General features: G+C 71.3%; 19 protein-coding genes. 7 read left to right on the top strand and 12 right to left on the bottom strand.

Translation table 11 applies throughout. The annotated features are described in order from the left end of the window. Window positions 1–34: 34 nt before the first annotated feature. The gene (gene eno, locus ACQPZQ_RS04380; RefSeq protein ID WP_433292285.1) at window positions 35–1,330 is read right to left on the bottom strand and encodes a phosphopyruvate hydratase; all 1,296 of its coding nucleotides are present in this window, start codon (window positions 1,328–1,330) and stop codon (window positions 35–37) included. 204 nt (window positions 1,331–1,534) lie between these two features. On the opposite strand from eno, the gene ACQPZQ_RS04375 reads away from it, so the two are divergent. After that, window positions 1,535–1,933: a tetratricopeptide repeat protein gene (locus tag ACQPZQ_RS04375; protein ID WP_241038686.1), complete on the top strand. Its 399-nt coding sequence runs from the start codon at window positions 1,535–1,537 to the stop codon at window positions 1,931–1,933. Between the two features lie 10 nt (window positions 1,934–1,943). Here the strand turns inward: ACQPZQ_RS04375 and efeB (ACQPZQ_RS04370) are convergent, their stop codons facing one another. The 3 genes from efeB (ACQPZQ_RS04370) to efeU (ACQPZQ_RS04360) all read right to left on the bottom strand — a co-directional run bounded on the left by efeB (ACQPZQ_RS04370) (window position 1,944) and on the right by efeU (ACQPZQ_RS04360) (window position 5,247). Then, window positions 1,944–3,179, bottom strand: coding sequence for an iron uptake transporter deferrochelatase/peroxidase subunit (efeB, locus tag ACQPZQ_RS04370; protein WP_433292282.1), 1,236 nt, complete (start codon window positions 3,177–3,179; stop codon window positions 1,944–1,946). A 7-nt stretch (window positions 3,180–3,186) separates the two neighbouring features. Further along, complete coding sequence (gene efeO, locus ACQPZQ_RS04365) at window positions 3,187–4,329, bottom strand: iron uptake system protein EfeO (RefSeq protein ID WP_433292280.1); 1,143 nt, start codon at window positions 4,327–4,329, stop codon at window positions 3,187–3,189. Window positions 4,330–4,395: 66 nt separating this feature from the next. After that, a complete protein-coding gene (gene efeU, locus ACQPZQ_RS04360; protein ID WP_433292278.1) occupies window positions 4,396–5,247 on the bottom strand; it encodes an iron uptake transporter permease EfeU in 852 nt (283 codons plus the stop codon). A gap of 446 nt (window positions 5,248–5,693) precedes the next feature. On the opposite strand from efeU (ACQPZQ_RS04360), the gene efeU (ACQPZQ_RS04355) reads away from it, so the two are divergent. The 4 genes from efeU (ACQPZQ_RS04355) to ACQPZQ_RS04340 all read left to right on the top strand — a co-directional run bounded on the left by efeU (ACQPZQ_RS04355) (window position 5,694) and on the right by ACQPZQ_RS04340 (window position 10,638). Continuing rightward, the gene (gene efeU / locus ACQPZQ_RS04355; protein ID WP_433292276.1) at window positions 5,694–6,545 is read left to right on the top strand and encodes an iron uptake transporter permease EfeU; all 852 of its coding nucleotides are present in this window, start codon (window positions 5,694–5,696) and stop codon (window positions 6,543–6,545) included. Between the two features lie 43 nt (window positions 6,546–6,588). Beyond that, window positions 6,589–7,737 (top strand): iron uptake system protein EfeO, encoded by a 1,149-nt coding sequence (gene efeO / locus ACQPZQ_RS04350; protein WP_433299002.1) that lies wholly within the window; start codon window positions 6,589–6,591, stop codon window positions 7,735–7,737. After that, on the top strand, window positions 7,734–8,996 hold the full coding sequence (gene efeB / locus ACQPZQ_RS04345) for an iron uptake transporter deferrochelatase/peroxidase subunit (RefSeq protein WP_433292274.1): 1,263 nt from the start codon (window positions 7,734–7,736) through the stop codon (window positions 8,994–8,996). Before efeO (ACQPZQ_RS04350) ends, efeB (ACQPZQ_RS04345) begins: the two co-directional genes overlap by 4 nt. A 148-nt stretch (window positions 8,997–9,144) precedes the next feature. Continuing rightward, on the top strand, window positions 9,145–10,638 hold the full coding sequence (locus ACQPZQ_RS04340) for an alkaline phosphatase family protein (protein WP_433292272.1): 1,494 nt from the start codon (window positions 9,145–9,147) through the stop codon (window positions 10,636–10,638). Window positions 10,639–10,722: 84 nt separating this feature from the next. Here the strand turns inward: ACQPZQ_RS04340 and ACQPZQ_RS04335 are convergent, their stop codons facing one another. From ACQPZQ_RS04335 to ACQPZQ_RS04305, 7 genes are all read right to left on the bottom strand, one after another. After that, window positions 10,723–11,502, bottom strand: coding sequence for a lytic murein transglycosylase (locus ACQPZQ_RS04335; RefSeq protein ID WP_433292270.1), 780 nt, complete (start codon window positions 11,500–11,502; stop codon window positions 10,723–10,725). Window positions 11,503–11,562: 60 nt separating this feature from the next. After that, window positions 11,563–12,516: a MazG family protein gene (locus tag ACQPZQ_RS04330; RefSeq protein ID WP_433292268.1), complete on the bottom strand. Its 954-nt coding sequence runs from the start codon at window positions 12,514–12,516 to the stop codon at window positions 11,563–11,565. Between the two features lie 3 nt (window positions 12,517–12,519). Then, on the bottom strand, window positions 12,520–13,455 hold the full coding sequence (locus tag ACQPZQ_RS04325) for a hypothetical protein (RefSeq protein ID WP_433292266.1): 936 nt from the start codon (window positions 13,453–13,455) through the stop codon (window positions 12,520–12,522). Window positions 13,456–13,538: 83 nt separating this feature from the next. Beyond that, complete coding sequence (locus tag ACQPZQ_RS04320) at window positions 13,539–14,003, bottom strand: RDD family protein (protein ID WP_433292264.1); 465 nt, start codon at window positions 14,001–14,003, stop codon at window positions 13,539–13,541. 143 nt (window positions 14,004–14,146) lie between these two features. Next, window positions 14,147–17,719: a transcription-repair coupling factor gene (mfd, locus tag ACQPZQ_RS04315; protein ID WP_433299000.1), complete on the bottom strand. Its 3,573-nt coding sequence runs from the start codon at window positions 17,717–17,719 to the stop codon at window positions 14,147–14,149. 335 nt (window positions 17,720–18,054) lie between these two features. After that, on the bottom strand, window positions 18,055–19,281 hold the full coding sequence (locus ACQPZQ_RS04310) for a M23 family metallopeptidase (RefSeq protein WP_433292262.1): 1,227 nt from the start codon (window positions 19,279–19,281) through the stop codon (window positions 18,055–18,057). Window positions 19,282–19,449: 168 nt separating this feature from the next. Beyond that, window positions 19,450–22,806 (bottom strand): S41 family peptidase, encoded by a 3,357-nt coding sequence (locus ACQPZQ_RS04305; RefSeq protein WP_433292260.1) that lies wholly within the window; start codon window positions 22,804–22,806, stop codon window positions 19,450–19,452. 115 nt (window positions 22,807–22,921) lie between these two features. On the opposite strand from ACQPZQ_RS04305, the gene ACQPZQ_RS04300 reads away from it, so the two are divergent. Together ACQPZQ_RS04300 and ACQPZQ_RS04295 are read left to right on the top strand one after the other, a co-directional pair. After that, complete coding sequence (locus ACQPZQ_RS04300) at window positions 22,922–24,157, top strand: PQQ-dependent sugar dehydrogenase (RefSeq protein WP_433292258.1); 1,236 nt, start codon at window positions 22,922–22,924, stop codon at window positions 24,155–24,157. Window positions 24,158–24,295: 138 nt separating this feature from the next. After that, a complete protein-coding gene (locus ACQPZQ_RS04295; protein ID WP_433292256.1) occupies window positions 24,296–25,180 on the top strand; it encodes a hypothetical protein in 885 nt (294 codons plus the stop codon). A 19-nt stretch (window positions 25,181–25,199) separates the two neighbouring features. Here ACQPZQ_RS04295 and ACQPZQ_RS04290 read toward each other — a convergent pair whose 3' ends face one another. Then, entirely contained in the window at window positions 25,200–25,472 is a 273-nt protein-coding gene (locus tag ACQPZQ_RS04290) for a DUF2277 domain-containing protein (RefSeq protein ID WP_433292254.1), read from the bottom strand. Between the last annotated feature and the right edge of the window lie 26 nt (window positions 25,473–25,498).

Raw genomic sequence — 25,498 nt, 5'->3', positions numbered from 1 at the left:
CTCGCGCACGGGAACGGGGCGACTCGCGTGCACGTCAGGCTCCCGCCTCCGCCACCGTGAAGCGCGGGAAGGCGAGGTCGCCCGCGTACCGGGCGGCGTCGCCGAGAGCTTCCTCGATGCGCAGGAGCTGGTTGTACTTCGCCACGCGCTCCGACCGTGCCGGAGCGCCCGCCTTGATCTGCCCGCAACCGGTGGCGACGGCCAGATCGGCGATCGTGGTGTCCTCGGTCTCTCCGGAGCGGTGGCTCATCATGCAGCGGTAGCCCGACGAGTGCGCGAGCGTGACGGCATCGAGGGTCTCCGACAGCGTGCCGATCTGGTTGACCTTCACCAGCAGCGCGTTGGCGGCACCCCGGCTGATGCCCTCGTCGAGCCGCTCGGGGTTGGTGACGAACAGGTCGTCGCCGACGAGCTGCACGCGGTCGCCGAGCGCCTCGGTGATCGCGACCCAGCCGTCCCAGTCGTCCTCCGCCAGTGGGTCCTCGATCGAGACGAGGGGATAACCGGAAACCAGCTCGGAGTAGATGGCGATGAGCTCCTGCGAGGAGAGCTTCTTGCCCTCGTAGGCGTAGACGCCGTCCGAGTAGAACTCGGTGGCCGCCACGTCGAGCGCGAGCGCGATGTCCCGGCCGAGCTTGTACCCGGTCTTCTCCACGGCCTCGGCGATGAGGTCGAGCGCCGCGCGCGTGCCGGGCAGGTCGGGCGCGAAGCCGCCCTCGTCGCCGAGCCCGGTGGCGAGGCCCTTGCTCTTCAGCACCGACTTGAGCGCCTGGTAGACCTCGGCGCCCCAGCGCAGGGCCTCGCGGAAGGAGTCGGCCCCGACCGGCGCGATCATGAACTCCTGCACGTCGACGGAGCTGTCGGCGTGGGCGCCGCCGTTGATGATGTTCATCATCGGCACGGGCAGCACGTGGGCGTTCGGGCCGCCGACGTAGCGGAACAGCTCGAGCCCGGCCGACTCGGCGGCCGCCTTGGCCACGGCGAGCGAGACACCGAGCAGCGCGTTGGCGCCGAGGCGCGACTTGTCGGGCGTGCCGTCCAGGTCGACGAGCCGCTGGTCGACGAGCCGCTGGTCGACCGCCTCCATGCCGGTGAGCTCGGGGCCGATCTCGTCGAGCACCGCGGCCACGGCCTTCTCGACGCCCTTGCCGCCGAACCGGAGCGGGTCGCCGTCGCGCAGCTCGACCGCTTCGTGCTCACCTGTCGACGCTCCCGACGGGACGGCCGCGCGGGCCAGGGTCCCGTCGTCGAGCGCAACTTCGACCTCCACCGTCGGGTTGCCCCGCGAGTCGAGGATCTCGCGTGCGCCGACCTGCTCGATGACCGCCACCAGTGCTCCCGTCCGGGCTCGTTACGACGCCTGTGCGCGCTCAGCCAGGGCTGGGCGCGGTGTCCGGTGGCTCAGCGTAGTCGTGGAGGGTTCCCGATCGGCGCAGGAACTCGCCACTGGGCTCATGGTCCGCCGTAGTTCGCCCCTGCGTCCCATGTCAACCCCTCGCAGATCGCGTCCCGTACACCTAACGTAGGGACGACCATGACGAGCCAGCCCGCGTCCGACGGCCTGTTCGAATCTTTCCGCCGGGCAGAGATGTTGATCGCCCGGAGCCGTCCGCTGGACGCGCTGCAGGCGCTCGGCCCCGTGCTCGAGAGCCAACCCAACGACGCCTCCGTGCATCTGCTCGCCGGTCGCGCCTACCTCAACTCGGCCCAGCTGCACCGCGCCGAGGAGGCCTTCGCCCGCGTTCTCGACCTCGACCCGTCCGACCACTACGCCCGCTTCGCGCTCGGCAAGGCGTTGCAGCGGCAGGGGCGTCTCGCCGAGGCGCAGGCGCAGCTGAAGATGGCGGCCGCCATGGACCCTCGCCCGGAGTACCAGGAGGCGCTGGGAGAGGTGCTGGCCCGCATCGCCGTGGAGGGCGCGGAACCGGCCTGACCGAGGCGGTTCACGCTTCGAACAGCCCGCTGCCCCAGTAGTCCCCGTCCCGGGTCACGCCGGGCGGGCACGCGAACAGGCCCGACGCGACGTGCTGGATGTACTCGTTGAGCGCATCGTTCGCACCCAGCTTGCGCTGCAGCGTGACGAACGCGGCCGGGTCCGACTGGAAGCTGATGAAGAACAGTCCGGCTTCGAGTCCACCGGTACTCGGATCGATCCCGTCGTTGAAGGAGTAGCCGCGGCGCAGGATCCGCAGGCCGTTGTTGTTCTCGAAGGCGGCCAGCCGGATGTGGGCGTCGTCCGGGATCACGTGTGTGCCGTCCGGGCCGGTCGCGGCGAAGTCGGGCGTGTCGAACTCCTTGGTGCCTGTGAGCGGGGCGCCGACCGACTTCGTCCGTCCGAAGACCGCCTGCTGGTCGGACAGGAAGTCGCGGTCCCAGTTCTCGACGAACATGCGGATCCGCCTGGCCACGAGATAGGTGCCGCCGCGCATCCACGCCTGGTCCGCGCCGTCGCCGATCCAGACGTGCTGGTCGAGTGCGCTCGTGTCGTCGCCCCGGATGTTGCGGGTGCCGTCCTTGAATCCCATGAGGTTGCGCGGCGTGGACTGGCCCGCGCCCGTCGCGGAGGTACGGCCGAAGCCGAGCTGGGTCCAGCGGTTGACGACCGTGCCACGGCCGATCCTGGCCAGGTTGCGGATCGCGTGGAACGCCACCTGCGGGTCGTCGGCGCAGGCCTGCACGGCGATGTCCCCGTTGCTGCGGGTGTCGTCGAGGAGCTCGCCCGGCAGCGCAGGCAACGGCTGCAACACCGCCGGACGCCGGGCGGCCAGCCCGAACCGGTTGTCGAACAGCGACGGCCCGAACCCGATCGTCATGGTCAGGCGGGACGCTGTCAGCCCGTCGGCCTCCCCCGTGTCGGCGGGGGGAACGTCGGACGTGGCCGAGTCACCCGGCACGGGCGCGCCCCGGGTCATCGCCTCGGCCGCGGTCGTCCAGCTCTGCAGCATCGAGACCAGGTCGGCACGCTCGGTGCTGGTGACGTCGAACGCCGCGAAGGCGAGCTGGTTCTGCACGTCCGTGCTGATCCCGGCCTGGTTGGCGCCGCGGAACGCCACGGTGTCGGCGGCGGCGGACGCGGATGCCGCCGCCGAGATCGAGGTGCCCGCGATCGCGAGACCGGCGCCGGCCACGCCCGCACCGGCGAGGCTGCCGAGGAACCGGCGCCGCGAGAGTTCCGCCATGAGCTCCTCAGACCACCTTCCCCGCCACCTGGGACAGCGGCTCGGCCAGCGCGTTGACCGCATCCGCGAGCTGACGCCGCTGGTCCTGCGGGACGGTGCTGTAGTCGACGTAGGCGTTGCCTTGCTGGTACTTCGCCAGGCCGGACGTGACGTCGGTGAAGCGCGCCTCGAGTTGCTGCGCGAGCTGGGGATCCTTCGCCGCGAGCGCGGGCTGGAGCAGCTCGAAGGCCTTGCGGGCGCCGGCGATGTTGGCGGCGAAGTCCCAGAGGTCGGTGTGCGAGTAGCGGTCCTCCTCGCCGGTCACCTTCGATGTCGACACCTCGTCGAGCAGGTCACTGGCACCGTTGGCGAGCTGGGCAGGCTGGTAGTCGGTGGTCGCGACGTTCTTCTGCAGGGTGGCGACGTCGGCGTCGAGCTTGTCGGCCATCGGCGTCATCCCGGCGAGCGACTTGTCCTCCCAGAGCGCCTTCTCGATGCGGTGGAACCCGGTCCACTGGGCGGGGTCGTCGACGTCGTTGACCCGCGCGTCGATGTCGGGGTCGAGGTCGCCGAAGCTCTCGGCCACCGGCTCGATGCTCTCGTAGTGCGTGCGGGCCGGCGCGAACAGCGACTCCGCCTTGGGGATGTCGCCCGCCCGGACCGCGTCGTCGAACGCCTTCGTGGCCGGCACCAGCGCGGCGACCTCGGAGACGACGTAGTCGTGGTAGTCCTGCGTCGCCTTGGCGAGCGAGGTGTCGGCAGGCGATGCCGGTGCGGCGCCCCCGCCCGTCACGGTGAACGTCGAGGTGTCCTGCGCGGCGCCGGGGCAGTACATCGTGTAGGTGCCCGGGTCCAGCCGGAGGGCGAAGTCCCCGTTGAGGCCCTCGGTGATGTTCTCCTTCTCCCCGAGGATCCTGCCGTTGCTCTGCAGCTCGGCCTCCGTCACCTTCGCCGTACCGGCGTTCGTGACCGTGAACGTCACCGGGCCGGCCGCCACCGAGGCGGGCGCAGGCGCACAGCCCTGGTCGGACAGCGCGACCTTCACCTCGGTCTGCTGCTCTCCGCCCGGCGCGCCGCCCGAGTTGCCACCGCCTCCGCAGGCGGCGGCCAGCAGGCCGACCGAGAGCGCGGCCGCGACGGTGCCCAGCGCGCGCGGGCGAAACGATCTCATGAACATGCCATCCTTCGGCGACGAAAAGAGAGGGACGGGTGGATCGAGGCGACCACCCGCAGGGGTTCACCCGCGGGTCGGCTCCGGCTCGGGGGTGGGCGCGGGCTCCGACGCCTGGCGCCGCGAGGCCGGTCCGCGCTGCGGCCAGAGCACGTGGACGAGCATCGGCACCGCGTAGACCAGCCAGATCACCGTCTCCACGATCGTGGGGAACGGCTGGATGCCGAGCACACCGGTGAGCAGCGACGAGATCGGCGTGCCGGGCTGCACGAGCCACGAGAGGTCGGCTGCCTGCTGCTGACCGAAGTTGATCCAGCCCGCCTCGTGAGCGGTGTGTGCAGCGGTCATGAGCAAGCCTGCGGCGACGATGACGAGCACCGCACCCGTGATCCGGAAGAAGCGGGCCATGTTCAGCCGGACGCCACCGCGGTAGATGCCGTAGCCGAGGACGACCGCGATGATCACGCCGAGCAGCGCGCCACCGCCCGCTTCCAACGGGGATGTACTGGCCTGGAACGCAGCCAGCAGGAACACCACGGTCTCGAAGCCCTCCCGGAGCACCGCGAGGAAGGCCATCCCGACCAGCGCACCCGCCGAGCCGCGGGCCAGCGCGGCGGTGGCCGACGACTCGAGCTCCGCGCGCATGTGACGGGCGTGGCGCCGCATCCAGAGGATCATGTAAGTGACCATGGCGACGGCGAAGAGCCCGATGAGCGTCTCGAGTCCCTCCTGCGCCGCCTGCGGCAGGTCGGCGGTGAGGAGTTCGAGCGCGACCCCGACGGCCAGGCAGATGAGCACGGCGATCCCGACGCCCACCCACACCTGACGCAGCGCGTCCCGACGACCCTGGTTGGCCAGGAAACCGGCGATGATCCCGACGATCAGTGCCGCCTCGAGACCTTCCCGAAGGCCAATCACAAAGGTCGCCAGCACAGCATCAACCCACTTTCGAAAGGGCGGGCAGGGGAACGATCGCAGGCTTGCCTATCCGGCGTTCAAGTTAGGTTGGCCTGAGCTGCCGTGTCAAACAGCGCGGCTTTCCGAGCAATTCGCTCAATTGAATTGAATCGCCGAAAAAGGATCATCGGGATCGATCGCTCGGAGCGAGCCATCGCAGAGCGCAGCCCGCGATGCAGCGCCGGCGCGGCAGCATGCCGCACACCGGCCCGGCGAACCGAGGCCGGCCTGTCGATCTCGGTCGATCGCAACGATCGAGCATCGCGCCGTCCCCGAATCGCCATAAAAAGGACTATTCGGGCTGGTCAGACCGACCGACGCGGATCACACTCCCCCACCCCTTTCCTCCCAGCTGTACTAAGGCTACCCTCGGCCCGATTGAGGCCAAGCTGGCCTAATAAGGCCGTATGGAGAAGAGGATCCCATTGCTCGGGAACGCCCTGATCGGCCTCCGGGAAGGCCTCGAAGCCGCCCTGGTGGTGAGCATTCTCATCGCGTTCCTGGTGCGTACCGGGCGCCGGTCCGTACTTCCGAAGGTGTGGCTCGGCGTCGCTATCGCGGTGGCCATCAGCGTCGGCCTCACACTCGCATTGACCCTCACCCAGCAAGCTCTCACATTTCAGGCGCAGGAGGCGTTCGGGGGTGGCCTCTCGATCATCGCCGTCGGTTTCGTCACCTGGATGATCTTCTGGATGCGGCGGGCCGCCCGCTCCATCTCCGCTGAGCTCCGCGGGCGGCTGGAGAGCGCCATCCAGATGGGGTCCACCGCCGTCGTCGTCATGGCCGCGCTCGCGGTCGGCCGGGAAGGGCTCGAGACGGCGGTGTTCTTCTTCGCCGCGGCTCAGGCCGCCGGCGAGACCACCGAGCCGCTCATCGGGTTCCTGCTCGGCATCGCCGTGTCGATCCTGCTCGCGTACCTCATCTACCGCGGCGCCGTCACGTTGAACATGGGCAAGTTCTTCACCGTCACCGGCGTGCTGCTGGTCTTCGTGGCGGCGGGGATCCTCGCGTACGGCATGCATGACCTGCAGGAGGCCGCCATCCTCCCCGGGCTCGACACACTGGCGTTCGACGTCAGCGCGGCCGTTCCGCCGGACTCCTGGTACGGCACCTTGCTCAAGGGGATCTTCAACTTCTCGCCGCAGACCACCGTGCTCGAGGCGATCGTCTGGGTCGCCTACGTGGCCGTCGTCCTCACCCTGTTCGTGCTGCCGCAGCGCAGCGCCCGGCCTGTCGCGTCAGCCCCCACCACGTCGTGACCGTTCTTCGTGATCGTCCCCCACCCGATCGTCTAGGAGCATGATGTCCCGCAGAGCTCGCGCCGGGCTCCCCGTGGCCGCCCTCGCGGTGGCCGCCCTCGCCGGCTGCACCAGCACGGCACCGGCCCCCACCACCGGCGGCGCGGCTGCCGGCGGCCCCATCCCCGTCCGGGCCGCGGACGACTCTTGCGACGTCGGCGGCGCCGAGGCACCCGCGGGCACCATCACGTTCGCCGTGAACAACACGGGGAGCAAGGTCACCGAGTTCTACCTGTACGGCACGGGCGACCGGATCATGGGCGAGGTCGAGAACATCGGTCCGGGCCTCACCAGGCAGCTCATCGTCGAGGTGCCCGACGGCGGCACGTACACCACGGCGTGCAAGCCGGGCATGGTCGGCGACGGCATCCGGGCACCCTTCACCGTCACCGGCACGGCCGCGCGCTCCGTGGACGAGAACACGAAGCTCGCCGAGGCCACCGCCGGCTACAAGCGCTACGTCACCTCGCAGATCGACGCGCTGGTGCCGAAGACGCAGGAGTTCGCCGACGCCGTCAAGCGGCAGGACGTCGAGGGCGCCAAGGCGCTGTTCCCGGTGTCGCGCACCTACTGGGAACGCATCGAGCCCGTGGCGGAGTCCTTCGGAGACATCGACCCGAAGATCGACGGCCGCGAGGACGACGAGCGCGACCCCGGCGTCGCGTTCACCGGCTACCACCGCCTGGAGAAGGACCTCTGGGTCGACGGCCTGCAGCCCGACTCCCCGGCGATCGCCGACCAGCTGATGGCCGACATCAAGGACCTGCAGAGCCGCGTGACCACCGTCGAGCTCACACCGGTGCAGCTCGCCAACGGCGCGAAGGAACTGCTCGACGAGGTCGCCACCGGCAAGATCACCGGCGAGGAGGACCGCTACTCGCACACCGACCTGTGGGACTTCAAGGCCAACGTCGAGGGTTCGCAAGGGGCCGTCGCCGCACTGCGCCCGGTGCTCGACGACAAGGACCCGACCCTCGGCCCGACGCTCGACGAACGCTTCGCCGCGGTCGACACCCTGCTCGAGGGATACCGCGCGGGCGACGGGTTCGTGCTCTACACGCAGCTCACGCCGGACGACACGCGCAAGATGTCCGATGCCGTCGACGCGCTGGGTGAGCCGGTGAGCCAGGTCGCCGGGGTCGTCACGTCGTGAGCCCGATCTCGCGACGCCGGCTGCTCGGCTGGACGGGCGCCGGGGCCGCTCTGGCCGGGGTCGGCGCGGCCACCGGCTTCGCCGTCGGCTCGGCAGGCGGCGGGACCGACGCCCCCGCGAACCCCGGTGTGGTGCCGTTCCGCGGCGATCACCAGGCAGGGATCATCACGCCCGCGCAGGACCGGCTGCACTTCGTCGCGCTCGACGTCACCGCCGACAACCGTGACCGGCTGAAGGCGCTGCTCCAGAAGTGGACCACCGCGGCGGAGCGGATGACGGCGGGCGCCGAGGCCGCGCCGGGCGGCGCGGTCAACCTGAACCCGCAGGCCCCACCGTCCGACACCGGCGAGGCGCTCGGGCTGCCCGCCTCGTCGCTGACGCTGACGTTCGGGGTGGGCGCGTCGCTGTTCGAGAAGGACGGCGTCGACCGCTTCGGGCTGGCAGCGCAGCGTCCCCCGGGCCTCGCGGAGCTGCCGAGCTTCACCGGAGACCAGATCGACCCCGCCCTCTCCGGCGGCGACCTGTGCATCCAGGCGTGTTCCGACGATCCGCAGGTGGCGGTGCACGCGGTGCGCAACCTCGTCCGGATGGGCTTCGGCACCACCTCGGTGCGCTGGTCGCAGCTGGGGTTCGGGCGCACCTCGTCCACGTCCACAGAGCAGGCCACCCCCCGCAACCTCTTCGGCTTCAAGGACGGCACCCGCAACCTCAAGGCCGAGGACTCTGCCGCACTCGACCAGCAGCTGTGGGTACAACCCGGCGACGGGCCTGCGTGGCTCGAGGGCGGCTCCTACCTGGTGTCCCGCCGGATCCGCATGCACATCGAGATCTGGGACCGCACGTCGCTCGCCGAGCAGGAGGAGATCATCGGCCGGACGAAGGGCGAGGGCGCCCCACTCGGGGCGGCCGCGGAGTTCGACCCGATCGACTTCAGCGCCATCGGGCCCGACGGCCGGCCGCGCATCCCGGTGGACGCACACATCCGCCTCGCCTCCGCGGAGTCGCTGGGGGGCGCGAAGATCCTGCGGCGGGGCTACAACTTCGTCGACGGCAGCGACGGGCAGGGGCACCTCAACGCCGGCCTGTTCTTCCTCGCGTTCATGCGCGACCCGCAGGCCCAGTTCGTGCCGATGCAGCGGGCGCTCGCCAAGTCGGACGTGATGATGGAGTACATCGAGCACACGAGCTCGGCCGTGTTCGCGTGCCCGGCCGGGCTGGGCGAGGGTGACTACTGGGGGCGCAGCCTGCTGGAGCCCTGACCCCCGCAACGAACGTTCGAACGGCCGGCATCCCGCTTCAACTGGAGTTCAGCTCGCGTCATCACCGTATGAGCGCCGACGTCGATCATCGCGACGATGGTCCCGTGCATGGTTTTGAAGCGACACGCACCGTCCCGAAATTACGGCAATGAGTGAGATCCCGGACTCCTCCGGCGCGCCCACCCGAATGACCCGCCGTCGGCTGCTCGGCTCGGCAGCGGCGGCCGGTGGGCTCGCGGCCGCCGGACTCGTTCTGCCCCCGAACGTCCAGCGGGCGCTCGCCGCGCCGCCGCCCACGAACCGACGACTCGACGACATTCGCCACGTCGTGATGCTCATGCAGGAGAACCGCAGCTTCGACCACTACTTCGGGATGCTCGCGGGAGTCCGCGGGTTCAGCGACCCGAACGCGATGAAGATCGCAGGTGGTCGCTCGGTCTTCGAGCAGCCCGACCCGGGCAACACCGACGGCTACCTGATGCCCTACCGGCTCGACACACGTACCACGGCCGCGCAGGCGATCCCTTCGATGAGCCACGAGTGGACCGTCCAGCACCAGGCGCTGAACGGCGGCAAGAACGACAACTGGTTGCCGGCGCACCGGGCCTCCGACGGGGACACCACGGGCGCGTTCACCATGGGCTACTACACCCGCGAGGACATTCCCTTCCAGTACGCCCTGGCCGAGGCGTTCACCGTTCTCGACGGGTACCACTGCTCCGTGCTGGGACCCACAGGACCGAACCGGCACATGTGGATGGCGGGCACCATCGACCCGAACGGCAAGGCCGGGGGGCCGTCCCTCACGACCTCCGCCCCCAACGCGGCGTACTCGTTCACGACCTACCCCGAGCGGCTCACCAAGGCCGGGGTGTCGTGGCGGATCTATCACGATCCCGGCTCGACCACGGGTCTGCCGTCGATCCAGCACATCAAGCAGTACTACGAGGCCAAGAAGGGCTCCGACCTCTACGAGCACGCGATGGCCCCTACCCCGGTCGGCCAGTTCGAGTACGACGCGATGCACGACAAGCTGCCCACCGTGAGCTGGATCCTGCCGCCGTCGGACTTCGACGAGCACCCGGCACACCTGCCCGCGGCCGGCGCCACCTTCGTGGCCGCCAAGATCGATGCGATCGCGGCCAATCCCGAGGTGTGGGCGAAGACCGTGTTCATCCTGTCCTACGACGAGAACGACGGGATGTTCGATCACGTCGTGCCGCCCACCCCGCCTCACGGCACGCCGGACGAGTACGTGACCAAGACGTCGGTGACGGGCGTGGACGGCGGCAACCTTCCGGTCGGGCTCGGTTTCCGGGTACCCGCGGTGGTCGTCTCCCCGTGGACCGTGGGTGGCTGGGTCAGCTCGGAGACGTTCGACCACACCTCGCAGCTGCTGCTGCTCGAACGGCTCACCGGAGTCGTCGAGACGAACATCAGCGTGTGGCGGCGCAAGACGGTCGGCGACCTGACATCCGTCTTCCGGTTCGACAGCACGGAGAAGCCGCCGACGCTCCCCAGCACCACCGGTCGGTACAACCTGGCCCGCTATGAGGCGAAGCGGTTGTCCATGCCCGCCCCGCCGATCGGCAGGCAGCGCATGCCCGACCAGGAACGAGGGGACCGCCGGCAGGTGCCGTAGGCCGCGACGCATTCACCGGGTGGACGAGCGGCGCGCGCACAGACCTGGCGGACCGACGTGCCGTTCGTGCAGGTCAGGCAGTGCTCAAGGCGCGACCGCTCCCGCGTACCGGTCGGCCGCGGCCCACACCAGCCGCGCGTAGGAGACCGACCGGTTGTAGGTCATCACCCCGGCCCACCAGCCCGCGCCGCTCGCGGTGTCGCGCCCGCCGGCGCAGAGGTAGGCGGCTGCGCCCGCGGCGGCGTCGTCGATCTGGAAGGGGTCGCGCACGCCGTCGCCGTTGCCGTCGGCGCCGTAGCGGTCCCAGGTGGTGGGCAGGAACTGCATCGGGCCGACCGCGCGGTCGTAGGTGGTGTCACCGTCGAGACGGCCGCCGTCGGTGTCGCGGATCTCCCGCACACCCTGGGATCCGTCGAGCGGCACCCCGACGATCGCGGGCGTGGACATGCCGTCGGGGTCGAGGTTGGCGCGGCCGAGCTGGCCGTGGTCGGACTCCACACGACCGATCGCCGCGAGCGTGGTCCAGGAGAGCCGGCAGGCCGGCGTCTTGGCCCGCTGCTCCATCTCGGCCGCCGCGTAAGCGCGCAGCGCACGGGCGGGGACACCGCTACGCGCCGCCGTGTGCGCCGACCAGGCCACGAGGTCGAGACCGGCCGCGAGGGCCGGGGGCTGCGGCACCGGCGTGCCCTGGCCGACGTCTGCAGGCCGGAGTCCGTCGCCACGCCGGGCGGCCTGCCCGTCGTCGTCGATCGCCGCGATCCCGCTCAGTACCACCGCGACGAGCCCGACACCGGCCAGAACGAACGCGATGACGACCGCGGCGCTGCGCCGACGGGGAGCACGGGGAGCTTTCCGCACGGCCACTCGATCAGGTTAGCCACACGGAGCACTCGCTGATCATGACGATTCTCGGCGAATCCGCGATCAGCTTCCCTGACGCGGCCAGTGGCGCCGCCACGCCGCCGCGTCGAGGGCGTGCGGATCTTCGCCGTCGGCCGCCGCGTTGCGCTCGGCGGTGCGGACGTGATCGACGAACCGCCGGGCCGCCGCACGCAGCTCGGCCTCGGGATCGATGCCGGCGAGCTTCGCCGAGGCAGCGGCCGCGAACAGCTGCTCCCCCACACCCCGGCCGGCGGGCAGCAGCTCGGGGGGCAGCCCGGCACGGGCGGTGCGGCTGGTCAGCTTCGCCGCGAGCGCGGCAGCGGGCTGCCCGAGGGGCACTCCGTCCACACTGGACTCCCGCTGCTTCTCCGCGCGCTTGAGCTCCTCCCAGCGGTGCTCCTGGCGCTGGGCCGAGTCGATCTGCTCGGTGCCGGCGAACACGTGCGGATGCCGCCCGACGAGCTTCGCCACGAGGTCGGTGGCCACGTCGTCGATGTCGAACGGCGCGCCCACCTCGGTGGGGTCGGACTCGGCGGCGATCCGGGCGTGGAACAGCACCTGCAGGAGGACGTCGCCGAGCTCCTCGCGCATCGCGTCGCGGTCGTGGTCCTCGATCGCCTCGTAGAGCTCGTAGCACTCCTCGACGAGGTACTGCAGCAGGGAGGCGTGGGTCTGTTCGGCGTCCCACGGGCAGCCGCCGGGCGAGCGCAGCCGATCCATCACGGCCACGGCGTCGAGCAGCGCGGCACCGGGCGGTTCCGGTGCCCTGACCACGGTGTCGGCCGACGGGATCGTGGGGTGCTCCTGATCGGTGGTGAGCAGGACCCCACCGTCCGGGACGTCCTCGCCGCGGGACGCTCCTGCGGCGGCGACCACCTCGTCCGGGACCGTCCGATCAGCGACGACGAGCGCTGCGTCGCGCAGTGCGGGCAACGCGGCTGCGGGCACGGCGTGCGGCGCGCGAATGGAGAGGACGACGACGGTGCGCGACGCCACCGCTCAGCCCACTGTGGCGGTGCCGGGAGCGGGGGCGGGCGCGGCCACCGGTGGCAGCACCATGCCCGTCTGCTGCCCCTCGGCGACGACACGGAGCTGGATCGGGTCCCAGACCCCGTACCGCGGGTTCACGCGGACGCCCAGCTTCTCGGCGTCCGGCTGGAGCAGCCGCTCGCCGATGGTGGTGAGCTGCGCCTGGCTCATGTTGTTGACCGCGGCAGGGTCGGACGGGGCGTTGGTGCTCCGGTCGGTGACCTTGAACACGATCCAGGTGCTTTCCTGCGGGCTGGGCTGGAAGGCGACCACCCCGCCCACGGGGACGCCGAACAGCACGCTGCCCGCCTCGTTCGGGTTGGTGGCGGCCTGCACGGTGGTGCCCCGCTCGGCAACCCGGGGATCGGCGAACAGCGCGTCGGCCGCGGGGCCTCCGTGCTGCAACGTCTGCGCCTTCGCCTCGGCGTCGGCGCGGGACGTGGCCGCCACCAGGTCGACCGTGACCGCGAGCCCGGCCACCGAGCGCTTCGCGAGCTCCGCTGCGATGAGGTCGTCGCGCACCCGCTGGCGGAGTGTCGCGTGGTCGTAGAGCGAGCCGTCGACGATCGCGTCGACTCCACCGCTGCCGGCGAGCTCGGCGTCGATCTGGGCGTCGGTGACGACGATCCTGTCCGCGGCGGCCCGCCGCTGGAGCAGGTCGTGCATCACCTCGCGGGTGACGATGCTGCGGGACAGGTCGGCGGTGGTGCCGCCCTGGGCCGTGATCCGGGCGATCTGGTCGGTCTTGCTCAGCGCCACGTCGAGCTGCGACTGGACGCGCGTGAGTGGCACCGCGTCGGCGCCGATGATCACCGCCGATCCCGCCTGATCAGGACCGCCGCACCCACCGATCACCGCGCCCAGGACCGCTACGGCCGCTGCGACGCGCCCTACCTGCATGCGCACCGCCACACTCTTTCACGGCCGTCTCACCCGTCCACCGGCGCCCGTGCGTTACGCGGGGGACGTCGCCGACAGGTACGTCACGGTCAGAGGTCGGCCTGCACCACGAGCGTGCGGCACATCTTGTCGGCGAAGGTCTGCTTCTGCTCGTCCCACAGCGGCCACGCGTACCCGAGCAGGAAGGGGATCGCGTCGAACAGGTGGGCGATCTGGCGACCGACGGCACGCCGGAACCCGACGGGCTTCCCGGTCGCCGCGCCGACGAGCCGCACCCCGAGCGCACGCTTGCCGAGGCTCTGCCCCGTGCGGCCCTGGCAGTACCCGCTGTTCCACAGCACGAAGACGACCGCCACCACCGCCGAGATCGCGTAGACGACCAGCGCCAGGGTGCGGTCGCGGGGGATCAGCGCGGCGATCAGCACGGTGAAGAGCAGACCCATCGGAATGCCGACGTCGATGAGGAAACCACCGACCCGCTGCCCGTAGGTGGCGGGCACGGGCACGTACGGCGCCCGCTGTGACGGCTGGGTCGCGAGGTGGGGAACGGACAACGCAACGCTCCGGGGGTCAGGCCCGCCCCAGGCCGATCCCGGGTGAGCTTCTGCTGGAACCTCTCCCTGGACCCGGACAGTGTTACGAATCCGGCCCGACTCGTACCCGACCGTGCAACACCCGGTCAGGTACGAGTCCCGGCTCAGACCGGCGCGGGCACTCTGGTCGGGGCCAGCACATCGCGCAGCAGAGTGGTGCACCAGTCCAGCAGCTCGGCGTCGCGCAGCGGGGTACCGCCGATCCGGCCGCTCTCCATCGGCCGCGGCACGACCACGGCCCGCGTGGCAGCCCGGTACGTGGCCTTCGGGTGCAGTCGCTTGAGCCGCAGCTGGGCCGAGTCGGGAAGGTCGACGGGGCCGATCCGGATGCCGTTGCCCCCCACCGCCACCTCGGCGACGCCGAGCGTGCGGCAGGTCTGGCGGAACGCGGCGACGGCGAGCAGGTTGCGCACCGGCACGGGCGGCTCGCCGTAGCGGTCGGTGAGCTCGTCGACGATGGCCTCCAGAGCGGCGGCGTCGCCCGCTTCGGCGATCTTGCGGTAGACCTCCAGCCGCAGCCGCTCCCCCGTGACGTAGTCGTGGGGGACGTGCGCGTCGATCGGGAGGTCGACCCGCACCTCCGCGAGCTGCTCCTCCTCCTCGCCGTCGCCCGCGCCTGCTGCCTGCCGGAAGGCGGCCACGGCCTCGCCGACGAGCCGGATGTAGAGATCGAACCCGACACCCGCGATGTGGCCGCTCTGCTCCGCGCCCAGGATGTTGCCCGCGCCGCGGATCTCGAGGTCCTTCATCGCCACGGCAGCGCCCGCGCCGAGCTCCGAGTGCTGGGCGATCGTCGCGAGCCGGTCGTGGGCGGTCTCGGTGAGCGGGTGCTCGGGCGGGAACAGGAAATACGCGTACCCGCGTTCGCGCCCGCGGCCCACCCGGCCACGCAGCTGGTGCAGCTGCGAGAGACCCAGCGTGTCGGACCGCTCGACGATCAGCGTGTTGGCGTTGGAGATGTCCAGGCCGTTCTCCACGATCGTCGTGCAGACGAGAACGTCGAACTCGTTGTGCCAGAACCCGTTGACCGTGCGTTCCAGCAGGTCCTCGTTCATCTGGCCGTGCGCGATCGCCACCCGCGCCTCAGGCACGAGCTCGCGGATCCTCCGCGCCGCGCGGTCGATCGTCGACACGCGGTTGTGCACGTAGAACACCTGGCCGTCGCGCAGCAGCTCACGCCGGACCGAGGCCGCGACCTGCTTCTCGTCGTAGGCGCCGACGTAGGTGAGCGTGGGGTGACGGTCCTCGGGCGGCGTGGCGATCGTGGACATCTCGCGGATGCCCGCGAGGCTCATCTCCAGCGTCCGGGGGATCGGCGTCGCGCTCAGCGTGAGGACGTCGACGTGCGTGCGGAGCGCGGTGATGTGCTCCTTGTGCTCCACGCCGAAGCGCTGCTCCTCGTCGACGATCACGAGGCCGAGGTCCTTCCACCGGACGCCGGTCTGCAGCAGCCGGTGGGTGCCGACCACGATGTCGACGGTGCCCTCGGCGAGGCCCTCCACGGTCTGCTTGGCCTCGGCGGCGTCGGTGAAGCGGGAGAGTCCCTTCACGGTGACGGGGAAGGCGCGCATCCGGTCGGAGAACGTCTGCAGGTGCTGGGTGGCAAGCAGCGTGGTGGGCACGAGCACCGCCACCTGCTTGCCGTCCTGCACGGCCTTGAACGCCGCGCGCACCGCGATCTCGGTCTTGCCGAAGCCCACGTCACCGGAGATCACACGGTCCATCGGGACCGGGCGCTCCATGTCCTGCTTGACCTCCTCGATCGCGGCGAGCTGGTCGGGCGTCTCGGTGAACGGGAAGGCGTCCTCGAGCTCGCGCTGCCACGGGGTGTCCTTGGCGAACGCGTGGCCGGGCGAGGACTGGCGCGCGGCGTAGAGCTGCACCAGCTGTGCGGCGATCTGACGGACGGCCTTACGGGCGCGGCCCTTCGTCTTGGCCCAGTCGCCACCGCCGAGCTTGTTGAGCGTGGGCACTTCACCACCGACGTAGCGGCTGATCTCGTCGAGCGCGTCGGTGGGGACGAAGAGCCGGTCGGCGGGCTGACCCCGCTTGGACGACGCGTACTCCAGCACCAGGTACTCGCGGGTGGCCCCGCTGACCGTGCGCTCGCGCATCTCGACGAACTTGCCGATGCCGTGCTGTGAGTGCACGACGTAGTCGCCGGGCTGCAGCGTCACCAGGTCGACGGCGTTGCGGCGCTTCGACGCGAGCTTGCGCGGCTCGGTGCCCGCCGCCCGGTTACCCGTGAGGTCGGCCTCGGTCAGCACGACGAGCGCGCTGGCGGTGGCCGTGAAGCCCTCCGTCAGCCGCCCGCAGGTGACCGTGACCAGGCCCTTCTCGGGCGGCTCCGTCAGCCGGTCCACGAGCGTGGCAGGCACGTCCGCCTCGCGCAGCTGCTCCAGCGAACGCTGCGCGGTGCCCTGGCCACCGACGACGAGCACAGCGGTGCCACCGGCGGTGACGTGCGCGCGCAGGTCGACCAGCGCCCGGTCCGTGTCGCCGCGGTAGGACTCCACCTCGTGCACGGCCGGGGCGAGGGCGTCCTCGCGCCCGCTCAGCAGCGGGCTCAGCGTGAGCACCGGCCGTCCGGTGGCAGCGGCGTGGTCGAGCACGTCGTCCAGGTCGCGGTAGGCAGACGCTCCGACGTCGATCGGCGCGGCTCCGCCCGTGCCAGCCGCGAACCAGCTCGCCTCGAGGAACTCCTGCCCTGTACGGACGAGGTCGGCACTGCGGGTACGGATCCGCTCGGGGTCGGCGAGCAGCACCGGCGACCCCCCGGGCAGCAGGTCGGTGAGCAGCTCCAGCTCGCCGCCGACCAGCGCCGGGACGAGCGACTCCATGCCCTCCGACGGGATGCCCTCGGCCAGGTGCTCCAGCAGCTCGCGCAGCGGTGGGTTGTTCTCGTGGGTGCGGGCGAGCTCCGCGGCTCGGGCGCGCACCGGCTCGGTGAGCAGCAGCTCCCGGCAGCCCGGCGCCACCAGCTCCTCGACGGGAGCGACCGAGCGCTGGTCGGCGACGGCGAAGTAGCGCAGCTCGCTCACCTCATCGCCCCAGAACTCGACCCGGACGGGGTGCTCGGCCGTGGGCGGGAAGACGTCGATGATGCCGCCGCGCACCGCGAACTCGCCGCGGGCGGTGACCATCTCGACGCGGGTGTAGGCCAGCTCCACGAGCCGGACGAGCAGCGCGTCGAAGTCGGCGGTGTCCCCCACCCGCAGCTGGACGGGGTCGAGCCGGCCCAGGCCCGGCGCGATCGGCTGGATGAGGCTGCGCGCGGCGGTGACCAGCACGCGCGGCGCGGTCTCGGGACGGGCCAGCCTGCGGAAGAGCGACAACCGCCGTCCGACGGTGTCGGGGCGCGGGGAGAGCCGCTCGTGCGGCAGCGTCTCCCACGACGGGAGGACGGCCACGTCGTCCGGCCCGAGCAGGTCGGCGGCAGCGGCGCCGAGATCCTCGGCCTCCCGGTCGGTGGCGGTGACGGCCAGAACCGTGCGCCCGGCACCGCCGTCGTCCACTGGTGAGCCGAATGCGGCGGCGAGGATCGGACGAAGCGCGGACGGTCCTTCGATCCGCAGCGCGGGCATCTCGCCCACCACGGGTCGCACGTTGCGCGCCGCGTCGAGGACGGCGCGCAGATCGGGGTCGGAAAGAGTGGAATGAAGCAGACCGGAGAGCATGGCCACGGTTCGAGATACCCCTCGCATGGCAGGAGCTGGGCAGCACAGACAGACCCCTACCCGGGACTGGCGCCCGGTGGGGCCTCGGCTTCCAGGCTACGCCCGGGACCGGGCACGCCGGCCCGGGGTCGGGATCCGCGCCCTGGGAGGGTGCTGAACAACTCCGCCCGTAGCGAGCGGTGATCCAGGTGCAGTGTCCTTGCGGGACACCCGCACCCGGGCGATCGCAAGGCGGAGGAGGGGGGCCGATACCGCTGTTGTATCGGGCCCGACGACAACGCCGCGAGGGCGCCGCCTGGGCGCCGCGCAGTAGGGCCGAGTTGTTCAGCGCGCTCCTACGGGAAGGTGACGACCAGCCGGTCCAGCGGGTACTGGTCGCGGTGTGCGCCGTCGCTGGGCGTGGGCTGCACCGGAAGGGGCTGGGTGGTGTTCTCCAGCTGGTCGAGAGCCTGGGTCGAGGCGATCTGCCCGGTGACGGTGAAGGAGTCGATGACGTAGGGGACGCCCTCCGACTCCACCGGCGACGCCCCGTCCATCACGTGGAAGTGCAAGTGGGGTGCCGAGCTGTTGCCGCTGTTGCCGACCAGGCCGATCGGGTCGCCCCGCCCGATCCGCTGCCCCTCCGCGACGTGCAGCGAGCCCGCCTGCATGTGCGCGTAGAGCATGTAGAGGCCGTCATCGATCGCCACGATCACGCTGTTGCCGTCGGCCTGATCGAGTCTGATGCCCGCCGGTAGCTCTCCCGGCTCCTGGTCGGGAAGACCGTCGATGACCTTGACGACGGTGCCGTCCGTGGCGGCGATCGCCTGCTTCCCGTAGATCGTGTAGTCGGCGGGGTCATCCGGGTCGTCCCCGGTGACGGTCCGGCCGCGCGCGTCGAGCTGCTCCCAGTCCACCGCGAAACGCTGGGCGAACCAGAGCCCGTTGTCGACCGACAGCCCGGCCCGGCGATGGCGCACCGAGTCGCAGCAGCTGTCGGCCGCGATGTAGCCGGACCCGGGGACGAGCGGCGGCCCCAGCACCGGCACCGTCGCGTCGCTCACCGTCACCGCCACCGACTTCGACGTCACACCCTCCGGCGGCAACCCGGGCGCCGTCACCGTCACCCGGTTCTCGAGCCGGTCGGGGATCTCGGCACGCGTGGCGAACTCCAGCGTCATGAAGAGCATCGCGACCTGGCCGCCGCCGATCCCGGTGACGCCCGACCGCGCACCGGGCAGGGCGAGAGCGGGCGGGATCTGGGCCGCGTCGAGCGTGTAGAGCACCACACCCGCCGGACTGCGCACCTCGACCCGGGTGGGCGTGAGCATCAGCGGCGTCATGTTGCGCAGGCTCAGCTCGTAGGTGGCGATGAACTTCCCGTTCGAGGCGGCGAACGGGATCGTCGGCTCGAACGTCGAGACGATCAGCGGCGACAGTTCGGTGGGTAACTCCGAGCCACGCAGTTCGCCCGTGATCGGGCTGTGGCCACGTTGCATCGGGACGCGCGGGGGAGGCGCTGTGCACGCCGCGATCAGCACGAGAGCCAGCGCAAGCAGCGCCGTCGACCGCCGTGCCGTCACGGGTGCACCCCTCCCACCAGCACACACTCGTGATGACCAGCCCGAATGTGAGCGGCGAGGGGCCGACCTCACCCGATCGGTCCCCCACATGCGCGTTCACGCATCGGCACGAGCGGCACTCCGGTCCGGGCCTATCGGGCGGGAGTGCCGTTCGTACGAGGTGGGCCGTCAGGGGCGGGGCGGCAGCTCCGGGCGGCGGCGGCTCGGCCGTGTGGCCACGTCGGGCGGACGCACCGCGGGCTGCTGGGCCAGTGCCTCCAGCGCCATGTCGACGGCCTTCTCCAGCTGGGGATCACGCCCGGCCACCCAGTCCTGCGGCGCGATCACCACCTCCACGTCGGGGTCGACGCCGTGGTTCTCGACGTTCCAGTTCGTGTCGTCGAACCAGAACGCGTACCGCGGCTGCGTCACGCGCGTGCCGTCGACCAGCCCGTAGCGTCCGTCGATGCCGATCACGCCACCCCAGGTACGCACGCCGACAACCGGGCCGATGCCGAGCCGCTTGATCGCCGCGGTGACGATGTCGCCGTCCGAGCCGGACAGCTCGTCGGCCAGGGCGATGACGGGGCCGCGCGGGGCGTCCTCGGGGTAGGTCGTGGGCTGGCGGTGCCGCGGCAGGTCCCAGCCGATCACCTTGCGCGCCAGCTTCTCCACCACCAGCTGCGACGTGTGCCCGCCGCTGTTGCCGCGGACGTCGAGGATCAGGCCCTCCCGGCTGGTCTCGCGGCTCAGGTCGCGGTGCAGCTGCGCCCAGCCCGGCGCCATCATGTCGGGCACGTGCAGGTAGCCGAGCCTGCCCTCGGACCGGTCGGCCACGAACGCCCGGCGGCCTGCCACCCAGTCCTGGTAGCGCAGCGATGCCTCGGACGACAGCGGCTTGACCACGACCCGGCGCACCGTGCCCGCGTCATCGCGGTCCGGCCCGGAGCGGACGGTGAGCTCCACCAGCTCGTCGGCCCTCGACACGAGCAGCGGCGCAGGTCCGTATGCAGGGTCGACCGCCTTGCCGCCGACTTCGAGGATCACGTCGCCCGGGCGGACGTCGACACCCGGTCCGGAGAGCGGGCTCCTGGCAGCGGGGGCCGACGTCTCCGGGGGCAGCACACGCATCACGCGCCACCCGTCGTCGGTGGGCTCGAGGTCGGCGCCGAGCAGCCCCGGCTGCCCCGAGTGGTCGCCCGCCCCGCGTCCCGACACGTAGGCGTGCGACGTGCCGAGCTCGCCCTGCAGCTCCCACAGCAGGTCGACGAGGTCGTCGTGGCTGCCCACGGCGTCGACGAGCGGCCGGTACCGGGCCATCTCCTCGGCCCAGTCCACGCCCGCCATGTCCGGCGCCCAGAAGTGGTCACGCATCAGCCTGCCGGCCTCGTCGAACATCTGCCGCCACTCCGCCGTGGGGTCGACCGTGACGACGATCCGGCGGGTGTCGATCTCGAACTCGTCGCCATCGCCATCGCCGGGCGCCGAGGAGTTCGGGCGGTCGGTGCGCAGCACACGCAGCGTGCCACCGTCCCGGACGACGAGCCGCGTGCCGTCGCCGCTCACGGCGAAGCCGCTGACCGGGTCGGCGATCACGTCGAGCTTGCGGCGCACCAGGTCGTAGCGCTCGAGCACCGGCCGTTCGGCCTTCTCGTCGGTGCCCGCACGGGTGTCGCCGAGCACGCCGGAGACGGGGACCCGGTACCAGAGCAGGCAGTCCTTCCCTGCTCGCATCCCGCTGTACCGCGCCGCGACGACGGGCACGGGCACCACTCGGTCGGCCAGCCCCTCGACGTCCACCACCACCTCGGGCGGGGTGTCGTCCTTCTTCTTCTCCGGCTTGGCCTTGCCCTCGGCGGCGTCCGGCTCGGCCGACGGGTCGGTAGCCGCCGGCGCGGGTAGGTCCGAGGGCCCCTCCTCCCCCGGCGAGACCGGACGCCCGTCGGGGCTCGCCCCGAACGGAGATGGCGTACGTGCAGCCAGCGGAACCAGGAACGGACGCCACGACGCCGGGAACGTCAGGTCGAAGGAGTGTTCGTCGTAGATCGGGTCGAAGCTGCGGCGCGACAGGAACGCCAGGTACTTGCCGTCAGAGGTGAACGTCGGGTCCATGTCCACGAACCGCGGCTCTGTGACGGCCACGAGCGTGTCGTCGGCGAGCCGGGCCATCATGATCCGCGTCAGGCCGGACTCGACCGGGTCGCGATAGGCCAGCCAGGCGCTGTCGGGCGACCAGCACAGATCGCTGATCTCCCCGTCGGCTCCTCGCGCAAGCTCACGCAGCTCACCTTCGCGGTCGCCGGCGAGCTCCAGCACCAGGAGCCGCCCGTCGTGCGCGGCGAGAGCCAGCTTGGATCCGTCGGGGGCCGCGGCCAGCTCCAGCACGCGACCGACCTCGCCGACCCCGTGACGGCGCAGCGGTGCCACCCCGTCTGCCCGCTCGTCGAGCGGCGCGACGCAGACGGCGTCCTCCCCTTCGACGTCGTCCACCCACACCACGCGGTCATCGCCCAGCGGCCGCGCCAGCCGGGCCCGGGCACCCGGCTCCGCGAGGAGCGTGCGGGCAGGCCCGTCGCGGTGGGTGAGCCGGTGGACGGTGCCACGCACCAGCGCGATGCTCGTGCGACCGGTGCGGTCGGGCGCGGCCCACGTGAGCTCGTCGGCGGTGCGGACGCGGAACGGTTCGCGGGCCGTGCGCGGGCCACCGAGTCGCACGTCGAGGCGCCGGGGCTCGGCGGAACCGTCGAGCGAGTCGAGGATCCAGAGCTCGCCCGCCGACTCGAACACGATCCGCTCGCCGTCGGTGCTCGCGTGCCGCACATAGAACGGCGGCGCGTCTGGGCCGCCGTGGTCGGTGTGGCGCCGCAGCCCGGAACCGTCCGCGCCGAGCGAGTAGATGTTGCCCCAGCCCTCGTGGTCGCAGATGAAGGCGATGCGCCTCCCGTCGCCGGAGCCGACGAGCATCGGGGCCGCCATCTGCCCGTCGAGATCGGCCGCGAGCCGCACGAACTGCCCGGACCCGGTCGCGTCCCACCACAGCTTGCCGGCCGTGCCACCCCGGTACCGCTTCCACCAGGCCATGTCCCGCGACATGACGCTGGTGACGACCACGATCGGGCTGCCGTCCGCGGCCAGTGCGACGTCGGAGACCGGTCCGAGGTCGAGCCGGCGCGGCGTGCCGCCGCTCGGCGGGATCGCGTAGGCCCAACCCCGCCGGGACGCCTGCCCCACCGTGCTCACGGCGAGCACATCTCCGTCGGGCGTCCACCCGACCACGTGCGCCCGTGGGTCGGCCCAGTAGGACAGCCTCCGCGCGCCGCCACCGTCGACGTCGCTGACGAAGACCTCGGGCGCCCCTTCCCGCCAGGACGTCCACGCAACCCGCGTGCCGTCGGGCGACAGGCGCGGATGATCGACCGGCACGTCGTCGGCGGTGAGCCGGTAGGCCCTCCCACCGGACACCGGCGCAGTCCAGACGTCGTTCTCGGCGACGAAGACGAGAGTGTCCGCGTGCAGGTGGGGGAAGCGGAGGTAACTGCGGGGCATGGTCCAGACGGTAGCGATCATCAGAGTCAACAGGGAGCCGTAGATCGACACGTTCGCAAGCGGATGGGCGTTTTGCACACTGTGTCCTCACCCGGGCGGCGGCAAGATGAGGCTCATGCTGCGGACCACGGCCAGCCGCTTCGTCGTCGCAGCGGTGGCCGCTGCAGCGCTGGGGCTCACCGGATGCACAGCGCCCGACGGTGCCACCTCGGCCGAGACCGGGAGCTCCGCACCGGTCTCAGCCCCCACCCCCCTCGCCCGCACCGGCACGCCCGAGCTGCGGGCGAGCGTCGTCGCGGGGGGCCTGTCGCACGTGTGGGACCTGGGATTCCTCCCGGACGGACGCGTGCTGCTGACCCAGCGCGACGGCCGGATCGCGCTGCTGTCGAGCACGAAGCCCGGGGCCACGGTCACGCCCGTCGACGCCGATCAGTCCGATGTGTACGTCCGGGGCGAGGGCGGGCAGATGGGGATGGTCGTCCACCCCGACTTCGCCGAGACCCGCCGATTCACCACGTGCCAGACCCATATGGAGGGGAGCACCCCCACCGACGTCCGGCTCGTCACCTGGCAGCTCTCCGCCGACGGCAGGGCCGCGACCAGGGTCGCCGACCCACTGGTCGGCGGGATGCCGATCAACCCGTCGGGCCGGCACTCGGGGTGCCGCCCGACGCTCGCCTCGGACGGCACGCTGCTCGTCGGCACCGGCGACACCGCGCGCGCCGCCATCCCGCAGGACCTGACGTCGCTCGGCGGCAAGGTGCTCCGCATCGACCTCGCCACCGGTGGGCCCGCGCCCGGCAACCCCTTCGCCGACGCGGGCAACCCCGCACAGCGGCTCGTCTGGAACTACGGCCATCGCAACGTCCAGGGCGTCGCCGTCGATCCGCGCTCCGGAGCGGCGTACTCGGCCGAGCACGGCCCGACCACCGACGACGAGGTGAACCTCCTGCGTGCAGGCGCCAACTACGGCTGGGACCCGTCCCGGGGCGGCACCGTCGGCGGCTACGACGAGTCCGTGCCGATGACCGATCTCCAGCGCTTCCCCGACGCCGTGTCCGCCGCGTGGAGCTCGGGCAGCCCGGTGGAGGCGGTGTCCGGCGCCGCGTTTCTCAGGGGTCCACAATGGGGTGATCTCGACGGGGTACTCGCGGTGGGCGCGCTGCGCGGGCAGAAGCTGCTGCTCATGCGCCTGCGCGCGGACGGTACCGTCGATCAGGTGACCATTCCGCCCGCACTCGATGGCGCGTTCGGCCGGCTACGGGCCGTCCGGCTCGCACCTGACGGCGCGCTACTGCTATCAACATCCAACGGCGCCGATGACCAGGTGCTCCGTATCGATCCGGTATGACCGTTTTCGTCGGCGACTACTACGATTCCTAGTGGCGCACGCCTACTAACTTCCTTCGTAGGACCGACCTGTCCTGGTCGTACGGTAACCTCCATCCGCGAACTTGCAGGGCATTCGACCGGAGAAGCGAGGAATTGCGTGATCACGCTCTATCTGAACCGCCAGATCGCCGACGACCGCCGACGTGAGTCGCTGTTCTCCGGCGATTTCTACCTTTACACCGGGTTGCCCGGCGCGGCCGCTTTGGTGAAACACGCCGAGGACCTCATCGCCGAGACGTTCGGCGACCTCGACCCCGAGCGCGCCCAGTTCGAGATGAGCGTCGAGGAGTTCATCAGCCGGGTGGGTCCGCTCAAGTCCGAGTTCACCAACGGGCAGCGCACCAAGGAACTGTGCCAGCAGTTCGCGGTGGACTTCGGCGTCGACCCCGACCGCACTTACTTCGACATCCCCCGGCTGCGCGTGATCCCCGCGGAGAACTACCTCACCGCCGGCGTCAGCTACAACTACAAGGCCCACCGCGACATGTGGTACGGCCACCCGCAGCAGCTGGTCAACTACTGGACCCCGGTCTTCCCCGTGGTCGGCGACAACGTCATGAGCATGTACACCGACTACTTCGACAAGCCGGTGAAGAACGGCTCCAACCAGTACGACTATGACGAGTGGGTGGCCAAGCACCGCCACGCCGCCGCCGAGAAGACCACCACCGACGACCGGCCCCACCCGCTCCCGCTCGAGGAGATCGAGTCCCGCGGCGAGATCCGGATCGCGGGGGGCGCGGGCGATGTGATGATGTTCTCGTCCAACCACCTGCACGCGTCGGCGCCGAACCTCTCCGGCGTCACGCGCTTCTCTTACGACCTGCGCACCATCAACATCGACGACGTGCGTGCCGCCCGCGGCCCGCGCAACGTCGACAGCGGTGCCACCGGCACCACCCTGGGCGACTTCCTGCGCGTCTCCGACCTCGAGCCGCTGAAGGCCGAGGAGTTCGCCGACGCCATGGCCGCCTCGCAGTGATCTGCGGCCGCCGCGCGCCTCAGCCTGTGGCGTAGCGCGCGGCGGCGCGTTCACGCGCCTTGGCCGCCTCCACCTCGCGGTTCTTCGGGGGCGCCGAGGTCACGAGTTCGTCCAGCAGCCGGCGCGTTGCGGCGGTGACCGCCTCCACGGCCCGGGCGAACGCCTCCTCGTTGACCTGCGACGGCGAGGTCGACCCACTGACCTTGCGCACGTACTGCAACGCAGCCCCGTGCACCTCATCCCGGGTGGCGGGCGGCTCGAAGTTGTGCAGGGTCCGGATATTCCGACACATACCCCAATCCTGCAGCATTGTGGAGC

The sequence above is a fragment of the Pseudonocardia sp. CA-142604 genome (assembly GCF_050948475.1).
GTDB lineage: Bacteria > Actinomycetota > Actinomycetes > Mycobacteriales > Pseudonocardiaceae > Pseudonocardia > Pseudonocardia alaniniphila.
The sequence above is the reverse complement of the archived record's forward strand: the minus strand, read 5'-3'. Positions and strand labels throughout refer to the sequence as shown.